The organism is Ruegeria sp. CG3 (assembly GCF_056537205.1).
Map to the genome: position 1 here is coordinate 387,575 of NZ_JBQFRC010000002.1, position 25,164 is coordinate 412,738.

A 25,164-nucleotide genomic window follows, 5' to 3' on the forward strand; every position below is an offset into this window, starting at 1 on the left:
ACCTTTCCAGAAGTTTAGGTTGCTCATCCGCGAGGCGGCCCTAACTCGACGGAAATGACGCAGACAAACGAACGCTCCCCCAGCCGGCTCATCCTGGTTCTGGGCGACCAACTGAGCCAAAGCTTAAGCGCCTTGAGCCAGGCTGAGAAGGCGCGCGACACGGTGTTGATGGCCGAAGCCGCGGACGAGGCGGGATATGTTCCGCATCACAAAAAGAAGATCGCGTTTGTCTTTTCGGCGATGCGCCATTTCGCAGATGAGCTCGGTGAGGCGGGGTGGCAAGTTCGCTATGTCAAACTGGATGACCCTGACAATACCGGCTCCATCACAGGCGAGATCGCGCGGGCCATCGCGGATCTGTCGATTACAAACGTTCAGGTGACCGAGCCCGGCGAGTACCGGCTGAAAACCGCCTTGCTGGAATGGGCGGACCAAAGCCAAACCGATCTACATGTGCTGGAAGATGACCGGTTTGTCGCCACGCATCAGGAGTTCCGCAATTGGGCGGACGGACGCAAGCAGTTGCGGATGGAATATTTCTATCGCGAGATGCGGCGCAAAACGGGGCTGTTGATGAACGGCGACCAACCCGAAGGCGGGCGCTGGAACTTTGATGCGGAAAACCGCAAGCCCGCCACTGCCGATCTGTTCATGCCCCAACCGCCCCGATCTGAGCCGGATGACATCACCACCGAGGTTCTGAGCCTTGTCGAAACCCAGTTTGGCGACAACTTCGGACAGCTGCGCCCGTTCTGGTTCGCGGTGACCCGCGCCGGCGCGCTCGAGGCGCTGGACCATTTCGTGGGACACGCTCTGCCTCTGTTCGGGGACCATCAGGACGCAATGCTACAGGCAGAACCGTTCCTCTATCACTCGGTCCTGTCGCATCACCTGAACGCGGGTCTGCTGGGGCCGATGGAGATCTGCCGGCAGGTCGAGCGTGCCTACTATGAAGGCCGCGCGCCTTTGAATGCGGTCGAGGGCTTTATCCGTCAGATCATCGGCTGGCGAGAATATGTTCGGGGCCTCTATTGGCTGAACATGCCCGGGTACACGGAGCGCAACCATTTCGGGGCAACCCGCCCGCTGCCGGATTTCTACTGGACGGCCAAAACGGAAATGGCCTGCATGGCGGCCGCAATCGGGCAGACGCACGACCACGCCTATGCCCACCATATCCAGCGTCTGATGGTGACTGGCAACTTCGCGATGCTGGCCGGGGTCGATCCGCACGAAGTCCACGAGTGGTACCTGGCGGTTTACGCCGATGCGTATGAATGGGTCGAGGCCCCCAACGTGATCGGAATGAGCCAATTCGCCGATGGCGGATTGCTTGGGTCAAAACCCTACGCAGCAAGCGGAAACTACATCAACAAGATGTCGGATCACTGTTCGCATTGCCGCTATGACGTGAAACGCAAGTTCGGTGCGAATGCCTGCCCTTTCAATCCACTGTACTGGGATTTCCTAGCACGCAACGCCGACAAGCTGCGTGGCAATCCCAGGTTGGGCCATGCCTACCGAACCTGGGACCGGATGGACCCCGAAAAACAGGCCCAATACCGCGACAGCGCGCGCGAGATACTCGACAGCCTCTAGCGTTGGCCGGTCGAAGACGATCGGGCTCGGCGGCAACGCTGCGAGCAGTGGCGGACCTCGTCCCAGACCTTGGCCCATTTTCGCCGCCAGGTGAAAGGGCGCCCGCATGTGGCGCAGGTTTTCGTCGGAAGATCCGACTTTTTCCGCATCCGCATCTAGTCCCCCAGATCCAATGACAATTGCGCCGGGTTGCAGGTGGTCGCACGGCTGTTTCCTTTCCGCAAGCGCCCTTTGCGGCTGCCATGCCGGGCCAAGACCTTCGCAGCCTCGTCCCGGAAACCTTCCCCGCGCCGCACCGCCCAGATCCGATCCCGGGCGAATCGGGCCGCCGCGACGTGATCAACGATGGGCATCGGGTAGCGTTTGCCCAGCACGGCACCTGCATTCTTGGCCTTCCACGGCTCTTGCAGATGGCGATCCGGGATATCCGCCAATTCCGGCAACCAACGGCGGGTAAAAGTCCCGGTCGGGTCCTGATCATGGCCCTGCTTCACCGGGTTGTAGATCCGCAGCGCGTTGATACCCGTGGTGCCGGCCTGCATCTGCACCTGGCTCCAGTGGATGCCCGGTTCGTAATCGGTGAACAGGCGGGCGAGAACCTCACCGGGCGCGCGCCAGTCAAGCCACAGGTGATAGCTGGCCGTCGCCATCACCATCGCGCGCATTCGAAAGTTGAGCCACCCCGTTGCCCGTAAGTACCGCATGCATGCGTCAACAAATGGCAGGCCGGTCTCACCGTTGGCCCAGGCCTCCAGCCGATGCGAATCCGGGGCCAAGGGGCGGATCCCGTCATAAGCGCGATGCACGTTCTGGAACTCGATCCGGGGGTCATCCTCCAGTTTCTGGATAAAGTGGCAGTGCCAATGCAGCCGGCCTTCGAACGAGGACATCGCCCCCCGCCACTGTTTGTCGGGGGTGTGGCTCAACGCTTTTTGCCGCGCCCATGTGGCCTGCATCACTTCGCGCATCGACAGCGTTCCCCACGCCAGATGCGGAGACAGGCGCGAACACGCATGTTCCCCCAGCTGAGGTGAGGACATCGCGCTGCGATAGGTCCGGCCGCGCGTGCTCAGGAATGTGGTCAACCGGTCCGACGCCGCCGTGTGGCCGCCCGACTGGCGCCGTGGACATGGGTCCGGGCGCAACCCCAGTTCCCCGCTGGACGGGATCCCACCCGGGTCCATCGGGATGGGCCGCAATATGGGTGCGGGCGTGATCGGTTCGCTCATGAAGCGATCCCACTCTTTGGCCCAGCCATCGCGCGACGCCAGACGGCGGCGAACCCCGTGATTGCGCGGCTGGTGCCAGGGAATACCCTGGGTTCGGCACCAGGACGCCACGCGTTTGTCCCGCTGAAAGGTCCAGTCGTTTCCCGTTTCTTCATGCGACCACAGGGCCGTAAGGTCGAAACTTTGCGCAAGATCGTCCAGAACCGACAGCATCTCGCCCATCCGTACGACCAGAGGCTGGCCCAGTTCCGCAAGCTGCCTGCGCAGCTCGACCAGGGTTTCGTGGATGAACGCCCATTGGCGAGCGGACATGTCGGGTTGACGCCAAAGATCGGGTTCAACCACGTAAAGCGGCACCAGCGCCCCCCGCTGTGCCGCCTGAGCCAGGGCACGATTGTCCTGCACCCTGAGATCCCGCTTGAACCAGACGATCTGCAAAACCGTTCTCCGAACCAAATCTGGGCAATAGCTAGTCTGGTCCGGCCAGCCCTCAACCGGGTGCAATACGCCCCGGCAGGGCCGGGACGCAAAAACCGCGCGGAACCGGTTCCGTCATGGCCCGGTGCGACCGAAGCCTTTCGGGAAATGGGCAGGCCAGTTCACAAAGCGCTGCCTTGACGGGCGCTTTTTCGGTTGCAATGATCAAAACATGGGCGCTTTGAAAACTATTTTCGTTTCAGCACTATGCACTTTCTCATCCATCGGATTGCTTCATGCTGAAACCGACATGGTCAAATCGTTTGCCGGCTGCGCCGGGCGTTTTTCGGCCGAGATGGAGCATGCCTGGCTTCTGAACGACCCCAAGGCGCAGGACTATGAGTTGCTTCGCGGCGGCTTCGTGTCCTTGCTTGAGGCGACCGTGACGGCAGAGGAGGCCGAACTGGTCGTGAGCCACCGGGTGAACTCAAAACACGCCCATGCGCGCTTGCTCCATACGGCAACCTTTGGCTCGGACATCACGGCGGCCAGCGCCGCGCGGCAAACGGCCAGCGACCTTCTCGATCAGTGCAGCCTGCTGATACTGGGCGGCGTCTAAGACCACTCTTCGCTGCAGCGCCGCATTTTTGGGCGAACCATGCGGCACCGCCGCAAATTTGGGCAACACGCTGAATCAATCCAAAAACTCACGCCACCGGACTCTGAGCCCCGGCAAAAGCTGACCTAGCAATGTGGTGCGCCGAAAGACGGCTTGGAAAATGTGCGAAGGTGCCCGGCCTAGGAACCTGATGACGCCCTCGCACACCGCAATTAAGCGTGGGGGGTATATGGGATGTTTCGACGTTCCGGACAAGCCTGCTGCGCATCGCACAAAAGGAAACGCTGATGCACTCCAAACTACTCAACACTACTGCTTCTGTATTGTTCGCAACCGCCCTGCCCGCGCTGGCCGATTGCCCGATCAAAGTGGGCGTTCTGCACTCATTGTCCGGCACGATGGCCATCTCCGAGACCACGCTGAAAGACACGATGGAGATGCTGGTCGAACAGCAGAACGAAGCTGGTGGCCTGCTGGGCTGCGAGCTGGAAGCCGTAGTTGTCGACCCCGCCTCGGACTGGCCGCTGTTTGCCGAGAAAGCGCGCGAACTGCTGACCGTACACGAAGTTGACGTGATCTTTGGCAACTGGACATCGGTGTCCCGCAAATCCGTATTGCCGGTCATCGAAGAGCTCAACGGTTTGCTGTTCTATCCGGTTCAGTACGAAGGCGAAGAAAGCTCGAAGAACGTCTTCTACACCGGTGCCGCACCGAACCAGCAGGCGATCCCGGCAACGGACTACTTCCTTGAGGAACTGGGGGTCGAGAAATTCGCCCTGTTGGGCACCGACTACGTGTATCCGCGCACGACGAACAACATCCTCGAAAGCTATCTGAAGCAGAAAGGCATCGCCGAAGAGGACATCTTCGTGAACTACACGCCCTTTGGCCATTCCGACTGGTCCAAGATCGTGGCGGATGTTGTTGCGCTGGGCGCGGACGGCAAGAAAGTCGGCGTCATCTCGACCATCAACGGCGACGCGAATGTGGGCTTCTACAAGGAACTGGCCGCCGCAGGTATCTCGGCCGATGACATCCCAGTAGTTGCCTTCTCGGTCGGCGAGGAAGAATTGGCCGGCCTGGACACGACCAACCTTGTCGGACATCTGGCCGCGTGGAACTACTTCCAGTCGGCAGAGAGCGAAGCGAACGAGGCCTGGGTTGCCGCCTGGAAAGCCCGCATGGGCGAAGATCGGGTGACCAACGATCCGATGGAAGCGCATTACATCGGCTTCAACATGTGGGTGAACGCCGCGACCGAGGCGGGCTCGACGGATGTCGATGCCGTGCGCGCAGCCATGTACGGCCAGGAATTCCCGAACCTGACGGGCGGCACGGCCGTCATGCTGCCGAACCACCACCTCGCCAAGCCGGTTCTGATCGGTGAAATCCAGGAAGACGGTCAGTTCGACATCATCAGCCAGACCGAAGAGGTTCCGGGCGATGCCTGGACGGACTACCTGCCCGAATCCGCGGTTCTGGTCTCGGATTGGAAAGAGCTGGGTTGCGGTATGTACAACACCGAAACGAAAAGCTGCGTACAGATCAAATCGAACTACTAAGATCTGAACCGGAACACCTCGGGGCGCGTCACGTGTGCCCCGGGGCCCAATGCCGAGGTCTCCCCAAATGACGCTTTCGATTTGCCGGGCTTTGTTTGCCCTGCTGCTGTTCGTGGCCCCTGGTCTTTTGCAAGCCCAATCCTCCGACGCGCCGGTCCAGAAGCTTTTGCGGGCCCATGCGGAGGTCATTCAAAAATCCTCTCGCAAGACGATTGGCCCGGCAATTGACGCTCTGGCGCAGAGTGGATTGCCCGAGGCACAAACCGTCCTGGACCGGTGGCAGGCCAAGGACATGTGGTTCAACCGGGATACGGGCCTTTTCGTATTTGCGTCCAAAGCCGATGGCGGTTTGCGGGTTTTCGACATCTCAGACGGGGCCGAGATCGGTGTCGTCGACAAGAAGGACTACAAACAACTCAAGCCGAACTCGGGCATTCGCGGGTTGATCGCTTCGGCGCTGGTGCAGTTTCAATTGAACGACCCCGACCCGCTGAACCGAAGCGCAGCGCTGACGGCGATCGAGCGGGACGCGGAACCCTCGCACCTATCCGCCCTGCGCGGCGCCATTGCCGGAGAGCAGGACGCGGATCTGCGGGCCCGCAAGAACCGGCTCGAGCGTCTGTTGACGATCCGGTTTGATGATGACGCGGTCGCAAGGCTGGCTGCAATCGACAGCTTCGCCGGCGATCTGGGCGTTGACGTGCGCGCAACGCTCAATCCCCTTGTTGCATCTGAAATCAAGGTGTCCGACACGGTTCCGGATGGCGCTGTGACCATCGAGGCCGGGTCGGACGAACTGACACAGAAACAGGCCTATGACCTGTTGGTCGAAAACGGGTTGGCACCGGCCCTGGTAGACGACGGCACCATTAAAGAGACCCTGATTTCGAATATCGACGGTGACAGGGTCGCAGGCGTACAGGTGGCAAGTCTGGACGAAGATGCGGCACGACAAGCGGCATACCAGCTGCTGGCCGATCAGGGGCTCGCCGCTCCGCTAGTGACGCAGGACGACATCGCAGAGGCTGTGCAACAGTACAAGTTCTACCGAGTCTACACCTCGGCGCCGTTGCCGGTGGCGCTGGCGGCGCAGGCCGTGCTGGACAATATCGAGACGCAAGTCGCTCTCAACCAGACGGCGGATCTGGTTCTGGATGCGCTGTCGCTCGCCTCGATCTATTTCCTTGCCGCCATCGGCCTTGCCATCACTTTCGGCGTCATGGGCGTCATCAACATGGCGCATGGTGAGTTCATCATGATGGGCGCCTATACCGGATATGTGGTTCAACTGTTCATTCCGGACCTGACCCTGTCGATCATTGTCGCCATTCCCTGCGCATTCCTGGTGACCTTCGGCGCCGGTGTTCTGCTGGAACGTCTGGTCATTCGCTGGCTGTATCACCGTCCGCTGGAGACGCTGCTTGCGACCTTCGGGGTTTCCATCGCGCTGCAGCAACTGGCCAAGAACATCTTTGGAACCCAGGCGCGTCCCCTGACCGCCCCGGCCTGGCTGGACGGTTCGATGGTGCTGAACGATATCGTCTCCATCAGTTACATCCGCATCGCGATCTTTGTTATGGCGCTGCTGTTCCTCGCGCTTTTCCTCATCGTCATGAACCGGACCCGGCTGGGGCTTGAGGTGCGCGCCGTGACGCAGAACCCGCGCATGGCGTCCTCGATGGGTATCAATCCCGACCGGATCAACATGCTGACCTTCGGCTTTGGCTCGGGCATCGCGGGCATTGCCGGCGTGGCAATCGGACTTTACGCCAAGGTCACGTCCGAGATGGGATCCGACTATATCGTGCAAAGCTTCATGACAGTGGTCGTGGGCGGTGTGGGCAACATCTGGGGGACGCTGCTGGGGGCCACGATGGTCGGCACGCTGCAGAAGGGGATCGAATGGTTCAACCCGTCCAATACCCTGGCGGCGCAGACCTACATGATCCTGTTCATTATCCTGTTCATTCAATTCCGGCCGCGCGGCATCATCGCGCTCAAGGGTCGGGCGGCGGAAGCGTGATATGGTTGACATGACATCCACAGCCAGCCCGATGCGAAAGCCATTTGTGCTGCGCTATCCCTCGGTCGCGATCTTCTTGATCATTCTGGCCCTGTTCACGGCGACCATAACAGTGCTGGGCGAAGGGTTCGGGATCGGCCTGATATCCACCAGCTTCGTTAAGACATTGGGCAAGACCCTCTGCCTGTGCCTTGCGGCCCTGGCGATGGACCTGGTGTGGGGCTACACGGGCATCCTGTCCCTGGGGCATATGGCCTTCTTCGGTATCGGCGGATACGCCATCGGCATGTGGCTGATGTATGCGCGGACCGAGATCATCGTGATCGAAAGCCTCGCGTCCTCGGCCCTGCCACCAACGGCCCAGGAAGTCTCCGACGGCATCGCCACCCAGATCTTCGGAGTCGTCGGCGCATCCGAGTTCCCACCGATCTGGGCTGTTGCGCATTCGCTGCCCTTGCAACTGGCTGCGGTCGTACTGGTGCCCGGCTTGCTGGCCCTTGTGTTCGGGTGGCTGGCCTTCCGCAGCCGCGTGACCGGGGTCTACCTGTCGATCCTGACACAGGCGATGACGCTGGCGCTGTCTCTGTACCTGTTTCAGAACGACAGCGGACTGCGCGGGAACAACGGCCTGTCCGGTCTGCAGAATCTGCCGGGTCTGGATTCGGTGCCGCAATCGACGGTTTCGATCCTGTTCTTCTGGGCGTCGGCCATGGCGCTGGGGTTGGGCTATCTGGTCTGCGCCTGGATGGTGTCCGGCAAGTTCGGATCGGTCATTCGCGCCATCCGGGACGACGAAAGCCGGGTTCGGTTCCTTGGGTATTCGGTCGAAGCCTACAAGCTGTTCATCTTCACCTTCACCGCCGTGATCTGCGGCATCGCAGGTGCCCTGTATTACCCCCAAGCCGGCATCATCAATCCAGCCGAGATCGCGCCCATTGCATCAATCTACCTGGCTGTCTGGGTGGCGATCGGCGGACGGGGCCGTCTGTACGGAGCAGTGATCGGCGCGGCATTCGTTTCTCTGCTGTCCACCTGGTTCACGGGTGGTCAGGCCCCCGACATCTCGCTGGGGTTCTACACGATCCAATGGGTCGACTGGTGGACCATCCTGCTTGGGCTGTCATTTGTCGCGGTCACGCTGTTTGCGCCTCGGGGCATCGGCGGCCTGATCGACAAGTTTGCCGAGCGGCGCGCCCCGGACCGCCACGGCGCCGATCTGGGCCCGGACCTTGGGTCGTTGCGCGAAAAGGAGGCCGACGAATGAGTACGTTGCTTGAAGTCTCCGGCGTGTCCGTAACCTTCGACGGATTCAAAGCCATCAACAACCTGACATTTCAGATTGGACCAGCCGAAATGCGCGCGGTCATCGGCCCGAACGGGGCGGGCAAGACGACGTTCATGGACATCATTACCGGCAAGACCAAACCGGATGACGGCCATGTTCTGTGGGGCGACAAATCCGTGTCGCTCCTGTCGATGAGCGAAAGCCAGATTGCCCAGGCCGGCATCGGCCGAAAGTTCCAGCGCCCCACCGTCTTCGAGGACCAGAGCGTTCGCGAGAACCTGATGCTGGCCCTCAGGAACAAACGCGGCCCGCTGGCGGTCCTGCGGTTTCGGGCCGGACAGTCGGATCATCAGAAGGTCGCTGACCTGGCCGAGGAAATCGGACTGCAGAATGCCTTGAACCGCAAGGCGGGTGAGTTGAGCCACGGGCAGAAGCAGTGGCTTGAGATCGGCATGCTGCTGGCGCAGGATCCGCAGTTGCTGCTGGTTGATGAGCCGGCCGCCGGAATGACCCCCGCCGAGCGTGAGCACACAACCGACATTCTTGTCGCGGCCGCCAAAACCCGCGCCGTGGTGGTGGTTGAACATGACATGGAGTTCGTCCGCCGCCTGAACTGCAAGGTCACGGTGCTGCACGAAGGGTCAGTTCTGGCCGAAGGGTCGCTGGACCACGTCACCAATAATGACAAAGTGATTGAGGTGTATCTTGGCCGCTGAGCTTCTGGAAATCTCGGACCTGTCCCTGCACTACGGCGGCAGCCAGATCCTGAGCGGGATCGACATCACCGCACGTCAGGGTCAGGTCACCTGCGTGATGGGCACCAACGGCGTCGGCAAGACCAGCCTGTTGAAAGCCATCTCCGGAACGCACCCCCGCAGCGGCGGTGAATACCGGCTTGGCGGCGAGCAGATCGGCAAGGCCACATCCTATGAGCTGGCTCGAAAAGGTGTGGCCTATGTTCCGCAAGGACGAGAAATCTTTCCGTTTCTGACGGTCCGCGAGAACCTGGAAACCGGTTTTGCCTGCCTGCCCCGCAGCGAACACAGGATACCTGATTACATCTTCGAACTGTTCCCGATTCTCAAAGAGTTCCTGTCGCGGCGCGGTGGTGATCTGTCAGGCGGTCAGCAGCAGCAGCTCGCAATTGCGCGGGCCTTGATCACGAAACCCAGGCTGCTTTTGCTGGATGAACCAACCGAGGGCATCCAGCCCAACATCATCAAGCAGATCGGCGAAGTCATCCGCCTGTTGCGCGATCAAGGTGAGATGGCGATTGTCCTGGTCGAGCAGTATTTTGATTTCGCGTATTCTCTGGGCGACAGTTTTCTGGTGCTGGAACGCGGGTCGCCATTCCTGAAAGGATCAAAATCCGAACTTGGTCAGCAGCAGCTCAGGGCGGCCGTTTCGGTTTGATCTTACCGGCCCAGTGCTTCGGGCAGGTGTTCCACCAAGGCCCGCTGCACGACGGCAAACCGCGGTGTGCGCGCAATCTCTTCAAGCGTGGCAACCCACAGAGGAACCTCGATTTTCGGATCGATGTCCGGCGCCCGCCGCAACCGCGGGTCCGCATCACCGATGAACGTCGGCAAAAATGCCTTGCCGACACCTGTCGCAGCCATCTGCTGGAGCACAAGAAAACTGTCCGCGCCGATGGTCGTGTCTTCATCCCGCACATGTTCGGCCATCCATCTGGCCGGGACCGAACCGCTCAGCGCCCCGTCCAAACGCATCCATTTTCGGTTGGCGGACCCATCGTCGTAGACCCCGAAGGCCAACGCGCCAGCCCGCTCGCCCACCAAGTCTTCGCCCAGGCGTATTGATGGACGCACGGCAATGTCAGCGGTCAGCCGCGACAGGTCATGGTGATTGTTCCCGCTCAGCAGACTCAGTTCCAAACCCGGATAAAGCGCAGAAATGCGGTTCAGTATCCCGGGCAAAACAAGCTGGCAAAGGCTGTCGGTCGAGGCAATCCGCACCCGCCCGGTCGGCGAACGGTCCGCGCCCACGATTGCCCGTTCAACCGAAAGCACCGCATCCTCGACATTTTCCATGGCAGAAAGAATGGCCTGGGCCTCGGGCAGCGTGCTGTAGCCCGTCGGGTTCTTTTGAAAGATCACGCACCCATGGCGTCGTTCAAACGCGGCCACCCTGCGCAGCACCGTTGCATGGGTCACGCCCAGCGCTGTGGCCGCTGCATTCAAGGAGCCGTGCCGGCTTACGGCGAGTGCGTATCGGATGTCATCCCAGTTTTGATTGTTCATAAGTTAACAAGAAACGCAGAGAAATAAACAATTACAAGAAATTTCGATCAAGTTACCATTCGGCACATTCATGTGGGAGAGATACCATGATCAAGAAATTCTCAATCCTTGCGGCGAGTTTGATTTCTGTGGCCGTAATTGGCACGGCCGTAGCCCAGGAAAGCGAAAACCCGGCCGTCAAGGCGCGGAAGGCCGTCATGCAGCTGTATGCGTTTAATCTGGGCACGCTTGGCGGCATGGCCAAGGGCGAGGTGGAATACAACGCCGAGGCCGCGACGCGCGCGGCAAACAACCTGGTTGCCGTGACGCAGATCGATCAGTCGGCCATGTGGCCAGCCGGGTCCGACAATGTCTCCGACCCATCTTCTCGTGCGCTTCCGGCGATCTGGGAGAACTTCCCGGATGTCAGCGCCAAGGGCAAGGCAATGGCTGAAGCCGCGGTTGCGATGCAGGCCGCCGCCGGGCAAGATGTCGAAGCGCTGAAAGCAGCGATGGGACCATTGGGTGGAGCCTGTTCGGCATGTCACAAGGCATACAGAGCCCCAAAGAACTGACAAGGCCCTGACGGTGCGGCGGCTTCTGTCGATTGCCGCGGGCGTCGCGGTCGTGGCCGGGCTGACCGGTCTGGTTCTGACCCGACCGCAACACGTCGATCCGGCCGAGTTGGACGGTATTGCCCCTGATCTTGTCAGGGGCGAGACCGTGTTCTTTGCGGCCGGATGCGCCTCGTGCCATTCAGCGCCGAACTCCGAGGGTGAGGAAAAGCTGGTGCTGGCGGGCGGACGCCGGTTCGAGACAGATTTCGGTACGTTCATAGCTCCGAACATATCCAGCGACCCAGAAGCCGGGATTGGGTCATGGTCGGCGCTGGAACTGGCGGATGCCCTGATCTACGGAACCGGGCCGGACGGGCAACACTATTACCCGGCCTTCCCTTACACGACCTATACGAACATGACGCCGGAGGATGTCGTGTCGCTGCGCGCATTCCTCGGCACCTTGCCGGCCGCCTCGCAGGAAAGCAGAGCGCACGAGGTCGGTTTCCCCTTCAACATCCGGCGAAGCTTGGGCGGCTGGAAGCTTCTCTACCTTGAACCAGGGTGGGTGGTGGACGGTGATCTTGATGTGCAGCAGCAGCGCGGACGCTACCTGGTCGAAGCCTTGGGCCATTGCGCCGAGTGCCACACGCCCAGAGATGGCCTTGGCGGCTTGAGCCGGGATCAATGGCTGACGGGTGCGCCAAATCCCAGCGGAAAAGGGCGCATTCCCGGCCTGACCACCAACCACCTGGATTGGTCCGAAGCCGACATCGCCGAATATCTGAAGTCCGGTTTCACTCCGGACTATGACAGCGCCGGCGGAGAGATGGCCGAGGTCATCGAGAACACTTCCCGTCTGTCCGATGAGGACCGGTTGGCGATTGCCGCATATCTCAAGGTTGTTCCGGTACTGGCCAACGACGCCACAACAGACTGAGCCGACGCCCACATCCCCCGGCAACCTACGAGCCTTGGCGGTTCGCCATTCGACGTGATCTTGGCACCTTGTGCCTTTTCGCTTCCCCCTTCGGACGTTTGGTTGGAAATTCGTCAGACCTAAGCCCGATGTGGACGGATCCAACCCGCTTTAGCCTCCCTTCGACAACCAGACATTTGTCGAACAGCAAAGGAGGCTGAAATGATTGCGAACCGGAAACTGGGACAACTTCTCAGCACTGTGGCACTGGCGACGTTGATTTCGGCGGCGCCATACACTCCCAAGTTCAGCACCGAGGGCGGCTTACAGCTTGAGCCCGCTTACGCGTTTGCGAAAAGCGGCAAAGGCAAGAGTGGCAGCGGTCGGGACGACGATGATGACGATGACGATCGGGACGATGATGACGACGACCGGGATGACGACGACGATGATGATCGGGATGATGACGACGACGATGACGACGATCGATCAAGTCGCAGCGGCAGCAAAAAGGGATCGTCGCAATCCGGAAGCGCCGCGACCGGGTCGGCCGGCATAACCAAGGTCGAGACAACTGCGAACGGGATCGAAGTTCGCTATGCGGACGGAACAAAGGAAGAAATCGAAAACGGCAGATACGAGAGAAAGAATGCTCAGAATCGGACCGTTGAGGAACGGCCAGCCACAGGTGCCGATATCTCAAGGCTTCGTTCCCTGGCGAACGGCATTTCGATCAAGAATGTAAGCGCATCCGGGCAAGGTGGTACGGCCGGAAGCCGCCCCACAAAGATCGAACGTCAAGGCAACAACATCGAAGTCAACTACGCCAACGGCTGGAAAGAAGAGATCGAGTTCGGGCGCTACGAGCTGAAAGACCCCTTCAACCGGACCGTTGTGGAAAGAACAGCCACGGCCGCAGACATCCGGAGGCTGCAATCGGTCGCGAACTGACGAACAGCGCGAATTTCCCGGACGGTCACTCGGTCGGAGAGGCCGTTTCGGCGTTCACAGGCTATGCGGGCTTGTTTTTCTTGCCCCACGCGTCGTGCGCGATAAGCGCGGCCTCGACCCGGTTCCGCGCGTGCAGCTTGGACAGGATCGCCGTCATATAGTGTTTCACGGTCTTTTCCTGAAGATCCAGTTCCACGGCGATCTCGCGATTGCTCAAACCCTTGGCCACGCGCCTGAGTATCTCCTCTTCGCGATGCGTGAGATCATCCAGGACATCGCTGCTGTTCGCAGGGCTTGCGTCGTTGTTGATCTGAAGCAGTACCCGCGAAGCCAGCCCCGGCGAAACGAACCCCTCCCCCGCGGCGATGCTATGCAGGGAGGCGGTCAGTTCGCTCGCGGTTACGCCTTTGACAATATACCCAATCGCTCCGGCCTCGAGTGCATCGGCAACATCGCTGCTGTTCTCCGAAACCGTCAGAATCGCGATGCAGGGCGGTTTTTCCATTGCGGCGATCCGGCGTGTCGCGTTGATCCCACCTCCGGGCATCGAGAGATCGAGAATTGCGATGTCGGGCTGGTGCTGAGCGACAAGCGCAACCGCTTCGTCGGCGCTGGATCCGGCCGCGAGAACTTCGAACCCTTCTGCCTCATCCAAGGTCCGCCGCAGCCCATCCCGGAAAATCGGATGATCATCTGCTATGACAAGTGTCTTGGTCATGGTGAGCTCGTTTTGTTGGGAAACAGGGTCATTTCGACGGTGGTGCCCTGGCCGGGACTGGACGAGACCTGAAACCTGCCGCCGATGCTCTCGACCCGATCGCGCAGCCCCAGCAGCCCCTGGCCGCCATCATCGCGCAGAACAGTGCCGTCCAAAGGATCAAAGCCGGGTCCATCGTCCTTGACCTGAATGACAATGCAATCGTCGCGAACATGGCAGGTGACGCTGCAGCGGGACTGCGGGGCATATCGCGCGGTATTCGAGAGTGTTTCCTGAAGAAAGCGGAAAACGCACAGTTTGTCAGACACCGACAAATCCGGCATCTCACTGCCATGAAACGAGATTTCAGGCCGCAACGGGCTGTGCTCCGCATGGTCCTCGACCGCTCTTTTTACGACATCCACCAAGGTCAGGTTGTCGATATCGGGTGCGGACAGTCCGCGGGACAGCGCGCGAATTTCGGTCAAGGACTTCTGCAGCGACTGCTGGATTTCTTCGGCTTCCTTGGGTTTTGGGGATCTGTCCGAAAACGCGGCCTCCAACCGAAGGGCGGCAAGTGAAAGGTACTGCGCCGGGCCGTCATGAAGTTCGGCGCCGAGTTTCTTCAGAAACCGGTCCGTCTGCGCGGTATACCGGCCCGAGGCCTCGACCACCCGCGACCGCAGCATCGCATTCTGCGCAGCCATCCTTTCGCTTTCTGCCAGCCGTTTCTTCAATAGCCGCGCCTGCCGCCGGATGGTGTTGTCCCCGATCGCAACGATGCAAAAAAGGACAACCGTGCTTGCCAGAAAGGCGGAACCGACCACCAACCAGCTTGTGCGCCTGGCTTTTGCCAGATCCATCTCCAATTGATCGGCCCTTTCATAGAACTCGGCCACGGCAATGATTTCACCGGACCACAGTTCACGAATGGGGCTGTAGACCTCGAGCAGCGGTATCCCCAAGGCCGCTTCGGCAGCGCTTTCATCGTGATCCAGTTCCTCGAACGAGCCCGAGATTTCGCCGATCCAGGCGCGCTGAAGGTCGCCCGTCGGCTCGAAACGGTTACCGATGATGCTTGTGTCCGAGGCGTGTACGACCACACCGCCCTGCTTCCAGAACTTGTATGATACGATACGATCGCGCATCGGCTGGGTCATGAATATCTCGTCCAGCGCCCGCCTCGCCTGTTCGGACAGGCGGTCACCCAAAGCCAGTTCCTGGCTGAGAGGTGAGACGATGCTTTCCATATACAGCGCCGCCGAATTGGCCGAGTTCTGCACAACCGCGTTCTGGATTCGATTTGAAACCCATACACCGACGATCGCGGTTGCAGATCCCATCACAAGGATGCTTGCCGCAAGAAAAACTCGCGACAACGACCAATTCCCAATCGTCGGTTCAGCAACTTTCGTCCTCATCTTGGCCCCGACTATGACCCACATTCAAAAATCGCACCACAGACCTTGGTCTGACGTGATCCAGATGTTTGCCCCAGCAAGCGCCGCCCGCAGCCTCAGAAACACACCCCGATTTGCAATGCCTTTTACGACTTGAAAAACACCCCGCGCCTCGCAAGCATTGACACAACCGTTACCCCTTTGGTTGAGCGTCGGTTGACCGGCGTTTCTGCGAAAATCTAATAGTTCAAAGGATTTTGATGCGCGCCGCCGTATTTTTCTTGTCGATCGTCTTTTTGGTATTTTCCGGATCCGCTCAGGCACAGAGCATCATTCCGCTTGCCCAGAAGGGCGGGCTGCACGCGGCATATGTGGTTCCAGTGGACACCTTCGACCGCGTGGATGTTCAGTTGATTGTTCTTTCGGGGTCGTATGACGACCCGGACCCGTCCGGCACAGCCCATCTGACCGAGCATCTCGCCGCGTTCTCGGCCGACGCCACCATTCTCAGAAAACCGCGCGAGCGCGACATCTACGCCACCACGCACAATGTCGCGACCGTGTACACGAATTCCGGGCTGCCATCCGAGGCGGAGATGTTGTTGCGGCTTTCCCGCGCCGTTCTGGACACGCCATCCGTATCCAGGCAATTTGCGGAGAGCGAAGTCGCTATCGTTCAGCGGGAGACCTTGCTGCGTGAACGGCAATATCCGTTTCGCTGGCTCAGCCGAATGGCACTTCAAAACCTCTACGGCACCTTGCGCGGCCGGGCAGACAACACCGTCGAGGATCTGCCCAAGCTGAGCCTCGAGAAGGCCTATCAGTTTCACAAGGAACACTATGTGCCGTCCAACGTGACGTTGATCGTCTCCGGCAACATTGACCCAGCCCGGGCCGAAGAACTGGTGGCGCGGGTGTTTGGCGACACCGAACCATCTGACGCTCCGAAAAAACCGTGGTTGGATCATAAGCCGGGTCCCGGGAAACAGTCCGTCGTGCGCCTGCAGTCGGATCGGTTACAACGCGACACCGTGCTGTTCGCAAAATTCGTGGAATTCGAAGACCGCTCCACGAGCATCGACATGCAAGGCGCGTTCTTCATCGCAAGCGGGATCCTGAACGAACGGATCGCCAAGGTCCTGCGCCACGAGGACACGCGGATACTCAACCATGGCGTCAACTGGTATTTTGCGAAGAATGCCGATGTTGAACTGGTGATCGACCTGCAACTCATGCCCGGCTTCAGCGTGGATGAAGCCAAGGATCTGCTGACCGAGACCTTGGCTGGCTTGCTGGACGAGCCGATCAGCAAATACGAAATTCATGAGCTCCGTCAAAAGGAGGTGGTCTGGTCTCAGAACATGGCCCGCCGTCCTTCGGCCTTTCTGTGGTTTCTGCAGAACGTCGCCGCCGACGGATTCCCGCCCATCAGCCCGTCGGTCTTTGCCGAAACACTGAGCAACACCACAGATCAAGAAGTTATCGATTTTGCGGAAAAAGTCTTGCGGCCCTCGGCGACATCTTTCGTTCTTGCAGAGAAAGCCGACTGACATGCGCGTTTTCAAGGGCCGGCTTCTCACAGTTCTCTTTGCGGCGCTTACCTTGCTGCCAGGTGAGCGGGCACAGGCGGAACTGATTGCGACTGCAGGCGAAACGAAACTGGTCGAGCTCTCTCCGCTTGAGAACGGCACGTCCGCGCTGACCCTGGTTTGGACGATTGACCACCCGACGCTGGACCGCACTGCCGCCATGTCCGCCGCCATTGCGAGCGTGGTGACAGGTGGGACCTCGACCCGCTCATCCTACGAAGTCAGTTCGTTCCTGAAGCTGAAAGGTGTCGAACAGAAAATCGGCAGAAGCGGCAAGAACCTGACGCTCACCGTCTCGGCGCCAAGCGACGTCTTCCCGGAAGTCCTGGTGCACCTCGAGAACGTATTGCTCGAACCCCGATACACACCAAACTGGTACGCACGAGAGCTTGAGACGTCTCGCCCAGTTATCTCGACCAGAACCAGACAGCCGTCGGATGTGTTGAACGAGATTACCAATTATCTGGAATTCGACCCTGCCGCCACGGACGAAGAAACCCTTGAAACCGACTTTCAGTTCGGACGACCTGCTCAGGTCATCCTCAGATCAGAGGAAGAAGAGGTAACGCGCCGCACCGTCCGATTGATCAATTCGCTGCCGGGCGCGCGGTTCCGGCTGGGGCGCGCCCTGAGCAAATGGGCCGAAGGGTGGACGGGCGCGAACGGGGCGCCCTTTGCCCTGCCCAAAGGTATCGTGCATCTCGCCGATCCCGACGCATCCGAAATGTTGATCCTGCTTGCCAATGCAAAGGCGTTTTCGAACGCACAGGACCAGCTTGGCTCGAACCTTCTTGTTGACTACATCGGCGCCAATCAGGGCTCGGAGATGTTTCGGGTCATCCGCCAGTCCATGCGTGCATCTTACGATCCACGTTCGGACTTTGTGGTCGTGGGCAAGAACAAGGCCGTGATCGCGCTGAGCGCGACCGTCGAAGCCAGCGCATGGCCCGAGGTCCACGGCAAGATCATGGAAATCTATCAGGGCGTCCGCGACGGGGGCGTTGTCCCGGAAAGTCTGGAAATCCAGAAAGATCGGTTGGACCGCACCTACTATCACAGATTCTTCACAGACCCTGACTGGGGCGCGCGCCAGTTTCTGGACGAACATCCCGACGGCGTAGAAGGCGAAATCACCCTTCCACTGTTTGAGGCATTCCGGACAGTCTCGACCGAAGAGACGATTGAGAACGCCGATACGCTGTTGCCCCCGATTGAAGAGTTCCTCGTGATCTTGATCGGAGGAGGTGTTTCCCCGTCGGCCGACATGCGGTCGGACGGGTACTGTGCCCTGCCCAAAGGCGCACCGATCAGGGATTGCATTAACAAGCTGTCAAACGCGGAATACTGACTGTCCGCGGGCCATTGCTGCGGTGCTTCAAAGACCAGATGATCCCCGCGATACATCGTCTCGAAGGTACCGCGGGATTGACCCTTTGGGATTGTCTGCCGGTCACGTAAGCTTGGACTTGCCCGTCGCGCAGCAAGGAGAACGCAATGCGTGTTCTTGAGATACTATCTTTGGTTGGCCTGTGTTTGGTGTTGGTATCGCCACTTCCCGGAAGTGCGGCCCCAACGGCAGCAGAGTGCAATAGCGCGGGAGGAAAAACAGTCACGATCAAGGGAAAGACCGCTTGCGCGTTCGCGGGCGGAGCATGCCCAGAGGGGTGGCGCTCATACGATTCCTACCGAAAATGGCAGCCGAAAACCTGCGGTGGAGCGCAATGCACTGGGAATACCAAATGCACGACGAGCCGAGGCTGGTCCAAAACCGCACCAGAATGCAGATTTGAGAGAGGCAGAAACTCTCAGGGCGACTGCACCAAAAGAAGTGTATGCACGGCAAACAGGATCGCCAGGACTGCTTGTACGAAGTAAGCGCGCCATCGCGGTTGAGCGGTGAAACCGAACCCGAAACCCGACTCGCGCTGAGTTGCTGGCGACCCCGGCAGGATTCGAACCTGCAACCTGCCCCTTAGGAGGGGGCTGCTCTATCCAGTTGAGCCACGGGGCCGCGCGGCGCCTTCTGTAGCCGGGTTTTTTCGGCTTGTCATGACCTTTGCACAACAGTTGAACAGATTGCCCTGTTCGCGCTAGCATCGGGGAAACAACAATGCAGGTATCCCCGGTGACAACAGAAACGAAACGCCCGCTTACTCTCCGTGATGTCTCAGAAGCGTCCGGTGTGTCGGAAATGACGGTCAGCCGGGTCCTGCGCAATCGGGGCGATGTGTCGGACGCGACCCGCACCCGGGTTCTGGCCGCCGCGAAAGAGCTGGGATACGTGCCCAACAAGATCGCTGGGGCACTGGCTTCGAGCCGGGTGAACCTGGTGGCTGTGATCATCCCGTCGCTGTCGAACATGGTCTTCCCCGAGGTGCTGACCGGCATCAACCAGGTGCTTGAGGATACCGAGCTGCAGCCCGTGGTCGGCGTCACCGACTATCTGCCGGAAAAAGAGGAAAAGGTCCTGTACGAGATGCTCTCGTGGCGTCCGTCGGGCGTTATCATCGCCGGGCTGGAACACACCGAGGCCGCGCGGGCCATGCTGGATTCGGCGGGCATTCCGGTGGTCGAGATAATGGATACGGACGGCAAGCCTGTGGACGCGATGGTGGGCATTTCGCACCGCCGGGCCGGGCGCGAGATGGCGCAAGCAATCCTGAAGGCCGGGTATCAGCATATCGGCTTCATGGGCACCAAGATGCCGCTGGACCACCGCGCGCGCAAACGGTTCGAGGGCTTCACCGAAGTTTTAGGCAAGCACGGGATCGAGATCGAGGACCGAGAGTTCTATTCCGGCGGTTCGGCCCTGGCCAAGGGGCGCGAGATGACCAAAGCCATGCTAGAACGCTCCCCAGAGTTGGATTTCCTGTATTATTCCAACGACATGATCGGCGCGGGCGGGCTGCTGTACCTGCTTGAGCAGGGTATCGACGTGCCCGGACAGATCGGCCTTGCGGGATTCAACAACGTCGAACTGCTGCAGGGTCTGCCGCGCAAGCTGGCCACCATGGACGCCTGCCGGCTTGAAATCGGTCGCAAGGCGGCGGAAATCATCGCCGCCCAACTGGCCGACCCGAATACCGAGATCGAAACACGCATAACCTTGACCCCCAAGATCAGCTATGGCGACACGCTCAAGCGGCGCTGAACGGGGCAAGCTGCAACAACTCGACAATCGAACCGCCCGTGCGTTGTTCATGGACCGTCACGCGCTGGCGGAACAGCCCGCAGGTCCGGCCAAAGGGCCCGATCTGCTGCATCTGATCCACCGGCTGGGTTTCGTGCAGCTCGACAGCATCAACACCGTGGCGCGCGCCCATGACATGATCCTGTTCTCGCGCCGCCCATCCTATCGGCCGAACGACCTCAAGCGCCTGTACGAGCGCGACCGCAGCCTGTTCGAACACTGGACCCACGACGCCGCCGTGATCCCGATGGGGTTCTACCCGCATTGGCACCTGCGCTTCCAGCGCGACGCCGAGATGCTGCGGGCCCGCTGGCGCAACTGGCGGCGCGACGGGTTCGAACAGCAGTTCGAAACCGTGCTGCGGCACATCCGCGACCACGGCCCGGTGTGCTCGGCCGATCTGGGGCAGGATGAGAAAAAGGGCTCGGGCGGGTGGTGGGATTGGCATCCCTCGAAAACGGCACTGGAATACCTGTGGCGCTCGGGCGCGCTGACGGTGGTAGGGCGCCGAGGGTTTCAAAAGCAATACGACCTGACCGAGCGCGTGATCGATACCCATCTATGCCCCGGCGTCATGGAGTGCGATCATCAAGCGACGGTGGACTGGCTGTGCCATGCGGCGCTCGACCGGTTGGGCTTTGCCACCTCGGGCGAACTGGCCGCGTTTTGGGACACGGTCACCGCTGCCGAGGCGAAAGCGTGGTGCAAACAGGCTCTGACACGGGGGGATTTGCAGGAAATCGAAGTGGAATGCGCTGATGGTCGAATGCGCCGCGTGTTTGCGCGACCCGATCTGACGGACCGGGTTGCCGACCCTGCCCCCGCGCCGCGGCGGATCCGTGTGCTCAGCCCGTTCGACCCGATGCTGCGCGACCGCAACCGCGCCCAACGCCTGTTCGGCTTCCACTATCGGATCGAGGTCTTCGTGCCCGAAGCCAAGCGGATCTATGGTTACTACGTCTTTCCGCTTCTCGAGAAAGACCGCCTGATCGGGCGGATCGACATGAAGGCCCATCGCGACGAAAGCACCTTGCGGGTCCGCGCCCTTTGGCCCGAGCGTGGGGTCCGGTGGTCGGACGCCCGCACGCGGCGGCTCGAGGCCGAGCTGGACCGGGTACGCCGTTTTGCCGGGCTGGATCAGGTCTCCTTTGCCGCAGATTGGCTGCGCGCGCCTGTTTGAGCAGCTAAAAATCTCTTTTTAGGGTCTATTCCGCCGGTCCGAGGGTCAGGCGGATGAGGTCCAGCCCGTCGATACCGCCGGTCAGCTCGTCTCCGGCGACGACCGGGCCGACACCGGCGGGCGTTCCGGTCAGGATAAGGTCGCCGGGCCGCAGGTGATAGAACCGGGACAGGTGCATGACGATCTCGTCGATCTTCCAGATCAGCTCGGACAGGGTGGCGTCCTGCCGGACCTCACCGTTCACGCTCAGATGGATGCGGATGTCATCGGTCGGCGCCCAATCGGAGGCGCGGGTCAGCGGCGCGAACACCGCGCCGTTTTCCACATCCTTGCCCAGATCCCAGGGGCGCTGCTTGTTGCGCTCGCGGATCTGCAGGTCGCGCCGGGTCATGTCCAGAGCGCAGCAATATCCGAACACGGCATCCCAAGCCTGCTGCGACGTCGCCTGAAACACCGGGCGACCGATGGCCAGAGCCAGTTCCATTTCGTGGTGATAATTCTCGGTGCCCGGCGGGTAAGGCACGGTCTGCCCGGTAAGAATGGCGTTCTGCGGAGACTTGGTGAAATAGAACGGCGCTTCACGGTCGACCTCATTTCCCATCTCGGCCGCATGGGCGGCATAGTTCCGTCCGACGCAAAAGATACGCCCCACCGGATAGGTGTTGGCCTCTCCAACCACTGGTATCTGCACCACGTCCGGCAGGGAAAACAGAGATTTGGCCATGTTGCATCCTTTCCTTCACATTGCCGCGCAGACTAAACGAGACACACCGCCGTTCAACCCAGCAAACACGCCGATTATTGCCGGCCCGTCTGGACGTTTCGGCGCGAAGTTGCCAAGGCCGCGGATCTGGGCGCAAGCCAGTTTCATCCGCGCAGACTATCCGTCTTTATTTTAGGGAAACTTGGGACCGCCCTGTTTGAAAAACCGCACAGGCCGCGCATCATGAACGGACATATCGGGCAGATATTCGAAGGCAGCACAACAGGCCCGCGGGCCGCGTTCCCCTATTGCGGCTTGGTTTCGCGGTCAGGCGCGCTAGATTTTCTTTCAGACGGTCGGCGCGCCCAGCCAATCAAGCGTGGTGCATCAGCGTGCGACCGTCGCGAATACCAAGGAAATATTACGGTTTCGGAGAACCGCCGCTCTGGCCTCATCCCCCTGGGTGCTTGGGCTGCGCTGTCGGGGTGCAATTTGGGCGCCTCACATTCTCCGATTCAGGGCCGGAACCCTTCAACACAGGGATTCTTCGGCCCCGGGCCAGGCAAATAACTTCAGACACCGTCTGGCCACCCCGCCGGAGTCGACCCCTAGTTTCTCCGGCGGGGTTCTCCGATCCGCACAGCCGGTGCGATTTTCTTTATTAGAGCCTGAGTTTGGATCGAACGGCCGCCACGGTCCCACCTCACAGCGCCATCGTCGTCCGGAATTTGATTGACCTGCCCGCCTGCATCGCCATCACTTGCCCGCGAAAGATGCGAAGGCGGAAGGCAAGGCAGATGAGATGGGATGAATTCTCGGAATGGGGCAAACGCATTTCCGAGTGGACGCAGCATTATCACCAAACCGTCGGCCAGCACCCGGTGCGCGCCCGGACCGAGCCCGGCGAGGTGCTGAACGCGCTTCCCGCGAAGGCGCCGGAGCATGGCGAACCGATAGAAGGGATTTTTCAAGACTTCGAGCGGATCGTGATGCCCGGCATCACCCATTGGCAGCACCCGCGCTTCTTCGCCTATTTCAACTCGAACGCCTCGGCGCCGTCGGTGCTGGCCGAGTTTCTGGCCAGCGCGATCGCGCCGCAATGCATGCTGTGGCAGACCTCGCCCGCGGCGACCGAGATGGAAACCCGGATGATGGACTGGCTGCGGCAGGCGCTGGACCTGCCAGAAGGCTTTGCAGGGGTGATCCAGGATTCAGCCTCATCGGCCACGCTGGCCGCCGTTCTGACCATGCGGGAAAAGGCGCTGAACTGGCAGGGCAACCGTCAGGGCCTGTTTGGGCAGACACCCTTGCGCGTCTATTGCTCGTCCGAGGTGCACACATCAATCGACCGCGCCATCTGGGTGGCCGGGATCGGGCAGGACAACCTGGTGCGCGTCCCGATCAAGGGTGACTGGCGCGGGATGGACCCCGCCGCACTTGAGGCCGCGATCCGGGCCGATCTGGACGCCGGACTTCACCCCGCAGGGGTGATCATGTGCGTCGGCGGTACCGGGACCGGCGCGACCGATCCGGTGGATGAGTGTCTGAAAGTCGCGCAGAAATATGGGCTGTACACGCATGTGGATGCAGCCTGGGCCGGGTCGGCGATGATCTGCCCCGAATACCGCCACTATTGGCCGGGGATCGGCCAGGCCGACAGCATCGTTTTCAACCCGCACAAATGGCTGGGGGTTCAGTTCGACTGCTGCGCGCATTTCCTGAAAGACCCCGACGATCTGGTACAGACGCTGGCGATCAGCCCCGAATTCCTCAAAACCCACGGCAAGGACGGGATCATCAACTACTCGGAATGGTCGGTGCCGCTGGGCCGCCGGTTCCGGGCGCTGAAACTGTGGTTCGTGATCCGCGCCTATGGGCTAGAGGGGCTGCGCGCGCGGCTGCGCAACCACGTCAACTGGTCGCGCGACCTGCATGACCGGCTGGCGGCCGAGCCGGATTTCCGGATCGCCACCCCGCCCATGTGGTCCCTGTGGACCTTCCGATATGAGCCACCCGGCGCCGCGGATCTGGACGACCTGAATCTGCGGCTGGTGAACGCCATCAACGATGACGGGCGCATCTATCTGACCCAGACCCGAGTCGAAGGCGACATCGTCATCCGCTTTCAGGCTGGCCAGTTCGAAACCACCGAGGAGGATGTCCGGATGGCCTTTGACGTGATCACCGAAATCGCCCGCACCTTGCCCACACCCCCGCAGGAGGACCGCTGATGCCCGCCCCCAAAAACCCTTTCAAACAGGCTCTGATAAAGGGCGAAATGCAGATCGGCTGCTGGATGAGCTTTGCCGAAGCCATCACCGCGGAAATCATGGGAACCGCGGGCTTTGACTGGCTGGTGATCGATGGCGAACATGCGCCGAATGACATCCGTTCGATCCGCGATCAGCTGATTGCGCTGGCCAACAGCCCTTCGCACGCGGTGGTGCGGCTGCCCATCGGCGAGACCTGGATGATCAAGACCGTGCTGGACGCCGGCGCCCAGACCATTCTGGTGCCGATGGTCGAAAGCGCGGAACAGGCGCGCGAGCTGGTTCGGGCCTGCCAGTATCCGCCCAAAGGTGTGCGGGGCGTCGGGGCCGCCGCAACACGGGCGACAATGTACGGCACGATCCCCGATCACGTGGCCACGGCCGACCCCGAGATCTGTTTGCTGGTTCAGGTGGAAAACCTCGCGGGCATGGCCGCGCTGGACGACATCCTTCAGGTCGAGGGCGTGGACGGCGTTTTCATCGGCCCGGCCGATCTGTCCACCGACATGGGTTACAAAGGCGACAGCACGGTGCCAGAGGTCCGCACCGCCATCGCGGATGCTTTGAAACGGATCCGGGCAGCAGGCAAGGCGCCGGGTATTCTGGGCACCAATGATGAAGCGGTTCAAGCGTATCGGGACATGGGCGCGCAGTTCCTGGCGGTCGGTATCGACGTCATGCTGCTGGCTCAGGCCGCCCGCGGGCTGGCCGCGAAATGGCGTCCCTGAGAGCGG

Annotated in this window: 22 protein-coding genes and 1 tRNA gene; 16 read left to right on the plus strand and 7 right to left on the minus strand. The window is 60.7% G+C overall.

The genetic code is table 11. The annotated features are described in order from the left end of the window. The first annotated feature begins 54 nt into the window (after positions 1-54). The gene (locus ACR0NB_RS12510; protein ID WP_480775846.1) at positions 55-1,599 is read left to right on the plus strand and encodes a cryptochrome/photolyase family protein; all 1,545 of its coding nucleotides are present in this window, start codon (positions 55-57) and stop codon (positions 1,597-1,599) included. Here ACR0NB_RS12510 and ACR0NB_RS12515 read toward each other — a convergent pair. Beyond that, positions 1,596-1,748: a DUF2256 domain-containing protein gene (locus tag ACR0NB_RS12515; RefSeq protein ID WP_217353607.1), complete on the minus strand. Its 153-nt coding sequence runs from the start codon at positions 1,746-1,748 to the stop codon at positions 1,596-1,598. The genes ACR0NB_RS12510 and ACR0NB_RS12515 overlap by 4 nt on opposite strands. A 6-nt stretch (positions 1,749-1,754) precedes the next feature. Next, positions 1,755-3,266, minus strand: coding sequence for an FAD-binding domain-containing protein (locus ACR0NB_RS12520; protein WP_480775847.1), 1,512 nt, complete (start codon positions 3,264-3,266; stop codon positions 1,755-1,757). 289 nt (positions 3,267-3,555) lie between these two features. Here ACR0NB_RS12520 and ACR0NB_RS12525 point away from each other — a divergent pair, with 289 nt between their 5' ends. From ACR0NB_RS12525 to urtE, 6 genes are all read left to right on the plus strand, one after another. After that, complete coding sequence (locus tag ACR0NB_RS12525) at positions 3,556-3,864, plus strand: hypothetical protein (protein WP_480775848.1); 309 nt, start codon at positions 3,556-3,558, stop codon at positions 3,862-3,864. A 287-nt stretch (positions 3,865-4,151) separates the two neighbouring features. Continuing rightward, on the plus strand, positions 4,152-5,426 hold the full coding sequence (urtA, locus tag ACR0NB_RS12530) for an urea ABC transporter substrate-binding protein (protein WP_480775849.1): 1,275 nt from the start codon (positions 4,152-4,154) through the stop codon (positions 5,424-5,426). A gap of 67 nt (positions 5,427-5,493) precedes the next feature. Continuing rightward, entirely contained in the window at positions 5,494-7,449 is a 1,956-nt protein-coding gene (urtB, locus tag ACR0NB_RS12535) for an urea ABC transporter permease subunit UrtB (protein WP_480775850.1), read from the plus strand. Positions 7,450-7,459: 10 nt separating this feature from the next. Then, positions 7,460-8,713, plus strand: coding sequence for an urea ABC transporter permease subunit UrtC (gene urtC / locus ACR0NB_RS12540; protein ID WP_480775916.1), 1,254 nt, complete (start codon positions 7,460-7,462; stop codon positions 8,711-8,713). Next, positions 8,710-9,450 carry an urea ABC transporter ATP-binding protein UrtD gene (gene urtD / locus ACR0NB_RS12545; protein ID WP_170340827.1) on the plus strand — a complete coding sequence of 247 codons (741 nt, stop codon included), beginning with the start codon at positions 8,710-8,712 and terminating at the stop codon, positions 9,448-9,450. Before urtC ends, urtD begins: the two co-directional genes overlap by 4 nt. Then, complete coding sequence (gene urtE / locus ACR0NB_RS12550) at positions 9,440-10,147, plus strand: urea ABC transporter ATP-binding subunit UrtE (RefSeq protein WP_170340825.1); 708 nt, start codon at positions 9,440-9,442, stop codon at positions 10,145-10,147. The genes urtD and urtE overlap by 11 nt, the downstream gene beginning before the upstream one ends. 2 nt (positions 10,148-10,149) lie before the next feature. Here urtE and ACR0NB_RS12555 read toward each other — a convergent pair whose 3' ends face one another. Then, a complete protein-coding gene (locus tag ACR0NB_RS12555; protein ID WP_480775851.1) occupies positions 10,150-10,995 on the minus strand; it encodes a LysR family transcriptional regulator in 846 nt (281 codons plus the stop codon). Positions 10,996-11,081: 86 nt separating this feature from the next. Here ACR0NB_RS12555 and ACR0NB_RS12560 point away from each other — a divergent pair, with 86 nt between their 5' ends. The 3 genes from ACR0NB_RS12560 (at position 11,082) to ACR0NB_RS12570 (ending at position 13,401) form a co-directional block, all read left to right on the plus strand. After that, positions 11,082-11,549 (plus strand): c-type cytochrome, encoded by a 468-nt coding sequence (locus ACR0NB_RS12560; RefSeq protein ID WP_170364019.1) that lies wholly within the window; start codon positions 11,082-11,084, stop codon positions 11,547-11,549. 13 nt (positions 11,550-11,562) lie between these two features. After that, a complete protein-coding gene (locus ACR0NB_RS12565; RefSeq protein ID WP_480775852.1) occupies positions 11,563-12,471 on the plus strand; it encodes a c-type cytochrome in 909 nt (302 codons plus the stop codon). Positions 12,472-12,672: 201 nt separating this feature from the next. Further along, a complete protein-coding gene (locus ACR0NB_RS12570) occupies positions 12,673-13,401 on the plus strand; it encodes a hypothetical protein (protein ID WP_174820348.1) in 729 nt (242 codons plus the stop codon). Positions 13,402-13,462: 61 nt separating this feature from the next. On the opposite strand, the gene ACR0NB_RS12575 is transcribed toward ACR0NB_RS12570, so the two are convergent. Together ACR0NB_RS12575 and ACR0NB_RS12580 are read right to left on the minus strand one after the other, a co-directional pair. Continuing rightward, positions 13,463-14,119 (minus strand): response regulator, encoded by a 657-nt coding sequence (locus ACR0NB_RS12575; protein ID WP_170529549.1) that lies wholly within the window; start codon positions 14,117-14,119, stop codon positions 13,463-13,465. Continuing rightward, on the minus strand, positions 14,116-15,441 hold the full coding sequence (locus ACR0NB_RS12580; protein WP_480775853.1) for a sensor histidine kinase: 1,326 nt from the start codon (positions 15,439-15,441) through the stop codon (positions 14,116-14,118). Before ACR0NB_RS12580 ends, ACR0NB_RS12575 begins: the two co-directional genes overlap by 4 nt. A gap of 317 nt (positions 15,442-15,758) precedes the next feature. On the opposite strand from ACR0NB_RS12580, the gene ACR0NB_RS12585 reads away from it, so the two are divergent. Together ACR0NB_RS12585 and ACR0NB_RS12590 are read left to right on the plus strand one after the other, a co-directional pair. Further along, positions 15,759-17,048, plus strand: a complete 1,290-nt coding sequence (locus tag ACR0NB_RS12585) for a M16 family metallopeptidase (protein ID WP_480775917.1) — start codon at positions 15,759-15,761, stop codon at positions 17,046-17,048. 1 nt (position 17,049) lies between these two features. Next, positions 17,050-18,435, plus strand: a complete 1,386-nt coding sequence (locus tag ACR0NB_RS12590; RefSeq protein ID WP_480775854.1) for a peptidase M16 family protein — start codon at positions 17,050-17,052, stop codon at positions 18,433-18,435. Between the two features lie 586 nt (positions 18,436-19,021). Here the strand turns inward: ACR0NB_RS12590 and ACR0NB_RS12595 are convergent. After that, positions 19,022-19,098, minus strand: a tRNA-Arg gene (locus ACR0NB_RS12595). A gap of 114 nt (positions 19,099-19,212) precedes the next feature. Here ACR0NB_RS12595 and ACR0NB_RS12600 point away from each other — a divergent pair. Beyond that, positions 19,213-20,238 carry a LacI family DNA-binding transcriptional regulator gene (locus ACR0NB_RS12600; protein ID WP_170342776.1) on the plus strand — a complete coding sequence of 342 codons (1,026 nt, stop codon included), beginning with the start codon at positions 19,213-19,215 and terminating at the stop codon, positions 20,236-20,238. Continuing rightward, positions 20,213-21,457: a winged helix-turn-helix domain-containing protein gene (locus ACR0NB_RS12605; protein ID WP_480775855.1), complete on the plus strand. Its 1,245-nt coding sequence runs from the start codon at positions 20,213-20,215 to the stop codon at positions 21,455-21,457. Before ACR0NB_RS12600 ends, ACR0NB_RS12605 begins: the two co-directional genes overlap by 26 nt. 25 nt (positions 21,458-21,482) lie before the next feature. Here ACR0NB_RS12605 and ACR0NB_RS12610 read toward each other — a convergent pair whose 3' ends face one another. Beyond that, entirely contained in the window at positions 21,483-22,181 is a 699-nt protein-coding gene (locus tag ACR0NB_RS12610; RefSeq protein ID WP_480775856.1) for a fumarylacetoacetate hydrolase family protein, read from the minus strand. 776 nt (positions 22,182-22,957) lie between these two features. Between ACR0NB_RS12610 and ACR0NB_RS12615 the strand changes: the two genes are divergently transcribed. Both ACR0NB_RS12615 and ACR0NB_RS12620 read left to right on the plus strand, forming a co-directional pair. Continuing rightward, the gene (locus ACR0NB_RS12615) at positions 22,958-24,391 is read left to right on the plus strand and encodes a pyridoxal phosphate-dependent decarboxylase family protein (RefSeq protein WP_480775857.1); all 1,434 of its coding nucleotides are present in this window, start codon (positions 22,958-22,960) and stop codon (positions 24,389-24,391) included. Beyond that, complete coding sequence (locus tag ACR0NB_RS12620) at positions 24,391-25,158, plus strand: HpcH/HpaI aldolase family protein (protein WP_480775858.1); 768 nt, start codon at positions 24,391-24,393, stop codon at positions 25,156-25,158. The genes ACR0NB_RS12615 and ACR0NB_RS12620 overlap by 1 nt, the downstream gene beginning before the upstream one ends. Positions 25,159-25,164 lie beyond the last annotated feature (6 nt).

Coding starts and splice junctions, on each gene's coding strand:
- ACR0NB_RS12585 (WP_480775917.1), top strand. CDS start 15,759: ATGCGCGCCGCCGTATTTTTCTTGTCGATCGTCTTTTTGGTATTTTCC.
- urtC (WP_480775916.1), top strand. CDS start 7,460: ATGACATCCACAGCCAGCCCGATGCGAAAGCCATTTGTGCTGCGCTAT.
- ACR0NB_RS12610 (WP_480775856.1), bottom strand. CDS start 22,181: ATGGCCAAATCTCTGTTTTCCCTGCCGGACGTGGTGCAGATACCAGTG.
- ACR0NB_RS12555 (WP_480775851.1), bottom strand. CDS start 10,995: ATGAACAATCAAAACTGGGATGACATCCGATACGCACTCGCCGTAAGC.
- ACR0NB_RS12515 (WP_217353607.1), bottom strand. CDS start 1,748: ATGCGGAAAAAGTCGGATCTTCCGACGAAAACCTGCGCCACATGCGGG.
- ACR0NB_RS12525 (WP_480775848.1), top strand. CDS start 3,556: ATGGTCAAATCGTTTGCCGGCTGCGCCGGGCGTTTTTCGGCCGAGATG.
- urtB (WP_480775850.1), top strand. CDS start 5,494: ATGACGCTTTCGATTTGCCGGGCTTTGTTTGCCCTGCTGCTGTTCGTG.
- ACR0NB_RS12615 (WP_480775857.1), top strand. CDS start 22,958: ATGAGATGGGATGAATTCTCGGAATGGGGCAAACGCATTTCCGAGTGG.
- urtD (WP_170340827.1), top strand. CDS start 8,710: ATGAGTACGTTGCTTGAAGTCTCCGGCGTGTCCGTAACCTTCGACGGA.
- ACR0NB_RS12575 (WP_170529549.1), bottom strand. CDS start 14,119: ATGACCAAGACACTTGTCATAGCAGATGATCATCCGATTTTCCGGGAT.
- ACR0NB_RS12580 (WP_480775853.1), bottom strand. CDS start 15,441: ATGGGATCTGCAACCGCGATCGTCGGTGTATGGGTTTCAAATCGAATC.
- urtA (WP_480775849.1), top strand. CDS start 4,152: ATGCACTCCAAACTACTCAACACTACTGCTTCTGTATTGTTCGCAACC.
- ACR0NB_RS12510 (WP_480775846.1), top strand. CDS start 55: ATGACGCAGACAAACGAACGCTCCCCCAGCCGGCTCATCCTGGTTCTG.
- ACR0NB_RS12560 (WP_170364019.1), top strand. CDS start 11,082: ATGATCAAGAAATTCTCAATCCTTGCGGCGAGTTTGATTTCTGTGGCC.
- ACR0NB_RS12570 (WP_174820348.1), top strand. CDS start 12,673: ATGATTGCGAACCGGAAACTGGGACAACTTCTCAGCACTGTGGCACTG.
- ACR0NB_RS12590 (WP_480775854.1), top strand. CDS start 17,050: ATGCGCGTTTTCAAGGGCCGGCTTCTCACAGTTCTCTTTGCGGCGCTT.
- ACR0NB_RS12620 (WP_480775858.1), top strand. CDS start 24,391: ATGCCCGCCCCCAAAAACCCTTTCAAACAGGCTCTGATAAAGGGCGAA.
- ACR0NB_RS12605 (WP_480775855.1), top strand. CDS start 20,213: ATGGCGACACGCTCAAGCGGCGCTGAACGGGGCAAGCTGCAACAACTC.